Origin of the sequence: Thiolapillus sp. (assembly GCF_048562965.1) — a bacterium.
GTDB lineage: Bacteria > Pseudomonadota > Gammaproteobacteria > Chromatiales > Chromatiaceae > Thiolapillus > Thiolapillus brandeum_A.
The window spans coordinates 1-8,654 of the sequence record NZ_JBHNMF010000105.1 but is presented as its reverse complement, the minus strand read 5'-3'; the positions used below and the strand labels follow the sequence as shown (position 1 = coordinate 8,654).

3 protein-coding genes are annotated in these 8,654 nt (G+C 51.3%); all 3 read right to left on the bottom strand.

Features of this window, described 5'->3' with window-relative positions; genetic code table 11:
- The coding region (locus ACOCD2_RS07680; protein WP_419625672.1) for a DEAD/DEAH box helicase at nucleotides 1-4,688 on the bottom strand (4,688 nt) is incomplete at its 3' end.
- Between the two features lie 5 nt (nucleotides 4,689-4,693).
- Nucleotides 4,694-8,104: an STY4851/ECs_5259 family protein gene (locus tag ACOCD2_RS07675; RefSeq protein WP_293714897.1), complete on the bottom strand. Its 3,411-nt coding sequence runs from the start codon at nucleotides 8,102-8,104 to the stop codon at nucleotides 4,694-4,696.
- A 131-nt stretch (nucleotides 8,105-8,235) separates the two neighbouring features.
- Nucleotides 8,236-8,493, bottom strand: a complete 258-nt coding sequence (locus tag ACOCD2_RS07670; RefSeq protein ID WP_293714899.1) for a hypothetical protein — start codon at nucleotides 8,491-8,493, stop codon at nucleotides 8,236-8,238.
- Nucleotides 8,494-8,654: the final 161 nt, after the last annotated feature.

The window sequence follows — 8,654 nt, the reverse complement described above, 5'->3', positions numbered from 1 at the left end:
AAAGGACTGATTGCATTGCCGGTTTCCGGTTCACATAGCTGCAGTTCAAAAATATCGGTATAGAGAGACGCACCCAACAGCAAGCCATCCTTAATTGCTCCTAGCTCATCATTACCTGGACAGTGCTGCTCCCGATCATTGTCCCGCCCCCCTCTTAACCGCTTGTGTCCATCCATGGTTCTTGGGTGATTACCGTCATAACCTAGGGATTCAGATCGACCACAACGCAGACAAAGCGAATAACCAAGACCATGAAGGCCATCACTTCGGTGGAATATGTGCCCATTACCAGTGGAACGATAATGCCCCAATGTGGGGTTGGGCAGAGACATCCATACTGCTCCTTGAACTGAAATCAATGGATCCCGCACAGGAAGATACTGCTGGGTGTTGACATTACCATGAGTCTTGTCACGGATATCTACTGCAAAACCCGCAGGTTCAAGATACTCATTCCGAGATAATTTTTCTGGATCGTTTTCACCACAATGCGGACATTGCTCTGGACGATAGGGTCGGGTCCCTGTACCACCACATTCATGGCAGCGCCAAACCCACCGCAGCGCCTGAATCTCCTGCCCACCTTCAATAGCTGCAGGCAGGTGCCAGTTGAGCGTGACACCCGCACTGCGGTAGACACGACCATCCAGCGTGGTATCAGTGCCAGGCGCATAATCCCGCAACGCCTGTGCAATGGGTCGAGACGGTGAACCTCGGCTTAGCACCCGATTATCTTCTCTCTGCTGTGTCGTATTACGTCCAATAGTTTCCATAGTGCTGGTCAAAAGAGAAACAACTCCAGTGGGAAAGCCATAACCGGGAAGGAATCCACGCGTGGCCAGCTCCGCAAGAAGGTACTCTTTTTCGAGGCGTTCGAGCTGCATACGTATTGCTTTTTCAGGACGACTATTCCCTTGGCGGGTTTTGACCTCTTCAAGATTGGCTTCCAATGCACTATATTCTTCTTTCCATAAGCCAGCGAGTCGCTCCATCGCCATCGCTGATTCAGTTAAAAGTTGATCGGCTGGTATTCCGGCCAGTGAGGATCCATGACACAACCAATCCACATTCTGTTTTAACTGGCTTTCTGCCATACCCTCCCTGCACCATTCCTGGAATCTAAGTGAAGGTGAGGACCTCATTTCTGCTTCATCAGTATTAAAAAACCATCCGCAGTTTAGTTTGAATACTTCATCGTTTGTATTTTGAACCAGGAATTGAGTCAGGGACAAAGCATTCACATGGCGCTGGATAATACGACCGCTTTGCAGTGCTACTTGGGGAACACTCAACGCCGTCGTAAACGCCCATAATGGATTGTTGAATACAGCCTCCCCTTGTGGGGTGCTTTTGCAGAGAGTAAAGCTCAATGCCGACTTCTCGCCCCGCCTACCGGCCCTGCCTGCGCGCTGTAAGAAGTTTGCCGGATGAGGTGGCACATTGTTCATGGCCACGGCAGATAGACCGCCAATATCCACGCCCATCTCCATAGTCGTGGAGCAGCTAAGCAAATTGATTCGTCCTTCCTTGAACTCTTTTTCGCGGCGAGTGAGCAGGTTACCCTTTATCTGAGCCGAATGCTCAACAGACCGAAAGTAGGGTGAAAAACCAGCGATGCGATCATTGAGGTCACTCCAGGCCCCCATGCTTCGCAACTTTCTCACTTTTTCGTCAGTCTCCAGCCATTCCCTGGCTTTCTCTTCACTCTCCGGCCAAAAAGGTGCAGGCAACCGTGGCATTTCAACACGTTCACACTTTGCCAGTTCGTCTGTTGCCGTTAATGGAAGATAGGGTGTCAATCCTTTAAAAGTAATCGGTAATAAGCGCCTGGTCACCGGACAGAGCCAGGCATCGTGCACCCCAGAGAGCTGGGCTTTCCTTGGAAGATCCAAATAATAGGTGCCACCTTCACTAGCACTTAGAAGTGGTTTTAATGCAATCCAGATGGCGTTTATGATCTCTTCGATCAGCTCTTGATGGATTTCGTTTGCAGGATCCCATTGAAAAGCATAAGTGATCAAACGAATCAGACGGGATCGTCTCCCCATCGTATTCTTAGCGGAAGGCCAGCCATGTTGATCCCAACCTGTACGCGGCTGTCCTGGTGGCAGTATGTCGCTCGCCACACCCAGATAACCGGTCCAGCGCAACATATCCCGGGGAATCGACACAGCCTTCCAGCCCCGAACAATAATGTCCAGTACCACTTGCAAGAAATCACGCCATTCTTCTACATTTACCCCCAAATGGCGCAAAGCAGCAGGGGCTTCGGCGATATTGTCGAGCTCTGGGTAATTTAGCCGTACCAATCCCATTCCTTCCAAGGAAAACTGATTCCTTGGCCGGAACAAGAACTCCCGCCAGAGACAAAGTTCTGTAACCTGCCGGTCAGTCAGCTCAAGTGTCAAATCCCTTAGTGGCGGAATGACAAAGCGATTGAAGCCCCGATCTCCCATGAGGAAATCCACGGATTCATTCCAGGAAAGAAGTGCTATTTGCGGAGACTGTTTGTCAGCCAGTTTTTTCTTAGTTTCTTCCAGGAGCTGTTGAAACACCGGGTTTCCTTGGGAGACACCTTCTAACTCTTTGACTTGTTTCTTTAACTTTTTGACATCCCTACCATCTGTGCTTTCCGCAAGTTCACCCAGTTTATGGTAGAGAAGACTTCGCACGTAGTTACGCTCTGATTCCTGTTGTAATCGAGCAGCAATTCTTGCTGTTCCCTGCCGGGAATCAGTGAAAGCCAACAAATTTCTTCCCTGCAGGGGCAAGGGATTGTCACTGGATCTAGTCTGTTTTGAAGGAAGATGCTTCAGCAGTTCCGGAATAGCTGTTTGCAAAAGAAAGGGTGCACCGATCCGGACAGGACGAAAAAGGGACATGCTTAAACTGCGTCGCTCTTCCCCTCCACACCGAGGGCATTGTAGCCTTCCACTTTCCCCCGGCAACTGCAATGAAACGCTTATTACTTCATCACCAGTAGCGCCAAGAAGACCATCAGGACTCAAGGTATCATTGCTTTGGCCACTGCCTCCCGCCACCACAAGTCGCCTCAATCCGATACTTGGAGCACTAGCCTCCGTCTCATTTTCCGTCTCTTCTTCCGCGGGAAGATCTTCAATATCGAGCTGAAACTCATCTACATCTTCAGTGATGTTCAGTGGATGCAACCAATCTTCTGCAGATTCATAAACCTGGGTAGCTGCCAACACTTCCTCACCACAATCACCGCATTGATACAGCTCAAACACTGGGTAGCCGCAATAGGAACAATGTTCACGGCGATCAGTAAACACCGCACCAAATGGCCATTCGGCTGCATCCAGGCAAGTACCAACCCGACCTTCACATTGAGCATTGCTGCAAGCCCACAGTCCCGGCTGCCCTCTTTGAAAAAAATGCCCCCGCAAGGGCAACAATGGCCCATTTTCTCCATGTCTTGCCGATGCACACAAATCCAGCAGTGCCAACAAATTGAGACGATCCTGTGGTGATTCTTTCCACTTCAGAATCGACATCAGGTCTGTCAACCGGGCGGCACTAGCAGCCAAACGTTTTCGCATCTGACGAATCTGTGGACAGGACGCAAGGGCGCCATATCTCTCGTCGGGAGTCATTTGTTGCAATGTGGATGGCTGAGGCAGTGGAAGATGCTGCCCTGAAAATTCACTCCTCAGCTCAGGAATCTCTCGTTCCCCTGTTACCACCGTCACACGGGATGGATCCACGCCGGCAATATCAGCCAGGAATTTCTGCAGTTGGTGTTTGGCACCCTCACCAGAACCAATAGTCGCCGAAGTGGCGATGAAATGAACCTGATCAGGCTGACAGCCAAAAGCAAGAAGAACCCGGCGCAACAACAGTGTTAACTCTGCTGCCTGTGACCCCAGATAGGAATGGGCTTCATCAATAACAATCCAACGCAATTTACCTTGAGACTGATCGATAATAGGGCGATCCACATTCCTAACCAGCATGTATTCGAGCATGGTGGCATTGGTCACCAGTATCGGAGGAGGATCTTCACGTAGGACATCACGGCCCACTACCTCGCTCTGCCATTCCATTTGCCGTCTGGGTGGAGAGTTCTGCGGTGTATCGCCGTTATAGAGGCACCAGCGTATCTTTTCATCAAAGGGTTCAGACCAGGCTGCCAACCGTTCTTTTTGGCTCTTTATCAATGCATTAAGAGGATACAGAAATAGTGCACGCACACCGGTAAGGCGGGTATTTTTTTCAGAAACCTCGGTGGCCAGATCATTCAGTATTGGAATAAGAAAACATTCTGTCTTGCCGGAACCTGTGCCGCTGCTCACCAGTAAGGATCGTGGCGGACTTTCTTCGATAAGCGCCTTCCATGCTACCCACTGGTGTTGGTAAGGACGTCTCTTTTCGGGAAAAGCATAGTCGTCTACCAGTTTTTTGGGTGGATTGGCCAGCGCCTTGATCAATGTCGTATGGAGCAGATTCCCTGCCAACTGCTCCATGTTCGGTTGGGCAGGTTTCCAGCCAAAAGTAGCCTCAAATACCGGATCAGCAAGAAAACTCCCGGGCTCTCCCGGCAGCCGCTCATAAAGCGTACGGAGATATTCCTGCAATGGCAGGTTTCGATATCTCAAGAGGCCCAGGATGGCACGACTGGCCCCCCGTGGCAGGCGCTGTGCAAGTTCAGTATAGAGTTCACTCATCAGGTTTATTCATTACTGTCAGTGGAAGTAAGCGCAAGCCCAATACATACGGCAATAGCATACCCATGGTCGAACCATTTACGGTCAAAGATGCGCAGACGGCGCAATTCAAGGGTCAGTGCATTTGAGTGGCTGCCATTTTTTAAAAACAGGAATGCTGCCACAAAAGGCGCACAGAGCACGCTGCGTCGATACCCCCAATCGGTAAATTGCCAGGATCCCGGAAGACTGGCGGCCTGTTCCAACACTCTGGGACCCTCCGGCCAGGTGGATTCTGAATCTATTCTCGCAAAGAGAGCTTGCCTCATCTCTTCGATCAACAATGGCATCTGGGCTAACATGTTTTTTGAATCATTGCGCATTAATGTCCATTCTGGAGTAACTGGGGAGCACCCAGGAAATAGCAATTCCTGCAGCCAATCAGATATTACCTGGAAACCATGAGATTCTTCCCCTACCCGCTCCCTGAAACTGGCAAAGATCTGCTCCAGGATCTCATTCCCTCCCTCCACGCCGGACAAGGCCTCGCTCAACTGAGTAAAATGAGCTTTGGCCGCTGAAAGCCAGGACGCAGCAGGCACCAGATACCAAACAAAGGGAAGTTGTCGGGCTAATACCCATGCCAGTTCAAAATCCTCTTCATTGATCGAGGCCTTTAACAACAATAGGGCTAGAGTATCTGGAGATTCCACAAGACTGTTCATCAGTTGCAGGCTGGGAGCCGGATGTTCCCGTGTAAGCCTGAGATAGTCGAACAGTCTTTCCCAATCAGGCGCACCAGGCTCCTTCCCTAAAACACTTACCAGTTCATCCATGCGTTGCTCTCGCACCTCTGGATCCGATTCCTTGACAGCCTGAATCAAAGGAGATTTATTGTCTTCCTCCTCCCCCGCAGAGAGGGCATCTCCTTCGTCAGTCTCCGAAACCGTCAAAAGCAAAGGCCGGAAACGTGTCCAGCCCGCATCTCTGCCAACCACCCACCAGGGACCGGCTTCCAATCCCTCAGGTACCTTCCAGGCCGGTAGGTCACTTTCCGAATCGACTTCCAAAGGAATGGTCTGCAATGCAGGCGACCACAGGCGAATCATCTCCATCGTTACTCGATCCTCCCACTCCTCTCCCAGTTGTTTGAGAGAAGTAGAAGATAATGTCACCCTTCCCTGTTCCTGCTCAGGAATCAATGTCAGATCATAGTGCGCCACCCGAACTTGGCTTAATTCCCGACCCGTAGCATCCTGCAGGGTCAACTGCGCTTCTATATTTACATCTGCCGCCATCGCCATGAGTTCTGCTAATGATTCCTGCATCTGATGCAGTAAGGCCTCATATTTTCCGTCCCCTTTATTCTTTAACGGCTCTTGCAGCCAAAGCAATCGCGCCAGTTCCGGGTCCACAATCCCACCCGTTTTGATCTCTGCTGAGATACTATAATGTCCATTCATGGGGCCCTGAACTACCGCTCGTGTTGCTCCAAGCCGTTCCAGAGCAACCAGACCATTCCTGGGAACAGGACGCCCGGCAAATAGAAATACGCCTCCCACGCGGGGCACGGGCAAAGCCACTTCTAACGGGCACCTTTCCGACCATTGCAGACGCAGGTGAATCTCCTGCAAAGCCTCCTCTGGGTTTTCATCAACTATGACACGAACACCGTCTCCCTCTTGCAAAATCTCGACCGCTCTTGAATCGGTTGTACTGACCTGTGCGCCTTCTAATCCCGACAATTGGATATACGCCGGCTGACCAGGCGCTCCGACTTGCAGCTTTATTTCGCACCGGGAAGGCACTACATCAATTCGCCGCCGAAGAAGAACATCACCACTTTCTGGCTCGGTACAACGAAGCCAAACGCGCCCTCGACAATCCCGAAGATTCAAGCTCCATTGGCTTGGCGAAATACCGACAGATGCCCATTCGACCACAGCACCAGATATCGGTTGCACCCTTCCCTGCCCATTAATCTGCCGCACAGCAGGTACCCCCACATAGACTCGCTGATCACCCAATACCCAAGGAAGCTGAGCACCCGATATACGAAAACGGTCGGCACGATCCTGATCACATCCACAACGTATTGTTGAGCTATCCCCCAGAGGACCTTCCACTCTGACATGGCCATGTATTCTGAATAATCGGCGATTTACGCGGGACAGTTCACCGATCTGTTCGAACTGCGCGCCGTCATCAACGCCCTGAAGTTGATCTTCCACGCTGACAGCAACAAGCGTTGATGCATTTCGGGTTCGAACTGATCCCTCGCCTAGAAAGCGGGCCTGGGCGTTATGTTTCCCTGCCTGAAACACCCAGGGGAGATCACTCAAACCTTCATCACCAGGCACATCGATGGGAACTTCATGATCCCCTGCTGTCAGTAACAGCGCCCCCGGGTTGGTAGCTAGACGGCCTATCAGACGCACTGCCCGCCTGCTCAGTGATTCACACCGGTAAACCTGAGTACCGTCCCGGCGCGTTACCCGGGTAAGCAATGCCACACTACTGACCTGCGTGCCTACCCCGTGCAATATCTTGAATCGGGCTGGAGGTTCGTTGGCATTCGTCCATGCTGACAACTGCTCAGTTTCGATATTGTCCGGCAGTACCAGTTCTGCAAACAAAAACCAATCGTCCCCCTTTGCATCCAACCCCCACCGCCATTTGATTGGCGCACCTCCAGACGATTGCAACGACTGCGCATGGCGTATCATTTTTCCCAGCAATACTTCAACAGCGTCGTTGCCTAGCGGTAACGGAAGCTCATCCCGCCAATCCGGTTTTATCTGATCCAGCACCTGAACCGGGTCAGATGCATCTTCAACCAGAGCCTGCAGATCAGCAATGCTCTGTACGAGGCGCGCGCTGACCTCGTACACCACATCCCGTTGCAAGCTGACTGGTAACAGGGGCATGTTCTGGCGGGCAAGGTCTTCTACATCTGCATGGGGAAAACGATTGAATGCATTCTGCAATTCTCGGAAATAAGCAGCAAGACGGGCATCAGCACCATTTAGCAGCCGAATCGGCAACCCGCCTTCACAGCCGACAGTCAGCAGATACTGGTTGATTCCACGCTCAGTGACAATAACCTCTCGCCGCCACCAATCAAGCCCTCTAACGATCCAGTCTCGAATAGCATTCTGATCCGGAACCGGCTGATCCAGCACATCGAATATAGTGTCGTACGACCAGGTGCCTTCAGCATAACGGCGTTGCCAGGTCTCTGCTGCAAAAAGACAAAACAGCTCGGCAAAGCGCCGGTAATCATGCCTCTTCTCCAGTCCTACGAGCATATCCCGCATTAGCCCAGTAAGGACTGAATATTCGGACTTGCCGCACCGGTAAGCATACAGTGGTCGGCCATCGGGTATCGATAAATGCCGTTTTTCCAGAAACTTTTTTAACCAGGTACCTTGATCCATACTAACGCCCTATGTCCTGTAGATTTATGTGTTGGATGGATTCCTATCTTCATCGCCGAAACAATACGCCAAATCCTGGCACAACTCCGGGCAATTGCTCGCTTGTTTCGGTTCCTCTCCTGTCCAGCAGGCTACCCTCCAATGCTCCTTTGGAATACGTCATAGCGTTCCAATACGTCAATCATCTCCCATACGGTCCAACCAACCTTCTCAGCTGCGGTTTTGTCCTCTTCGGATAAAGCGATGCCCATAAGCCGTTTTGGCCAGGCCAGTTCCAGTTCTGCGATCACTTCTTCACGCTTATTTTGCACTTCATAACCAACCTCAGGTAAGGGGGCTCCAGCTGCCTTGCACCGCAACAGAATCCCCTCCACTGCAGGGTCTGCCAATTGGATTGCTTTATCCCAAGGTAACTACTCACCCCTATCAGGGGTAATGACCGGGTAGCTGCGATAACCGCCAACTTTTAAGCGGCCACTTCAATCGGCAACCTAGTGTTCATATCCAGCTCAAATAGCCCATAGGGATTTACATGGGCGTAGATCAGCGG

Coding starts and splice junctions, on each gene's coding strand:
- ACOCD2_RS07675 (WP_293714897.1), bottom strand. CDS start 8,104: ATGGATCAAGGTACCTGGTTAAAAAAGTTTCTGGAAAAACGGCATTTA.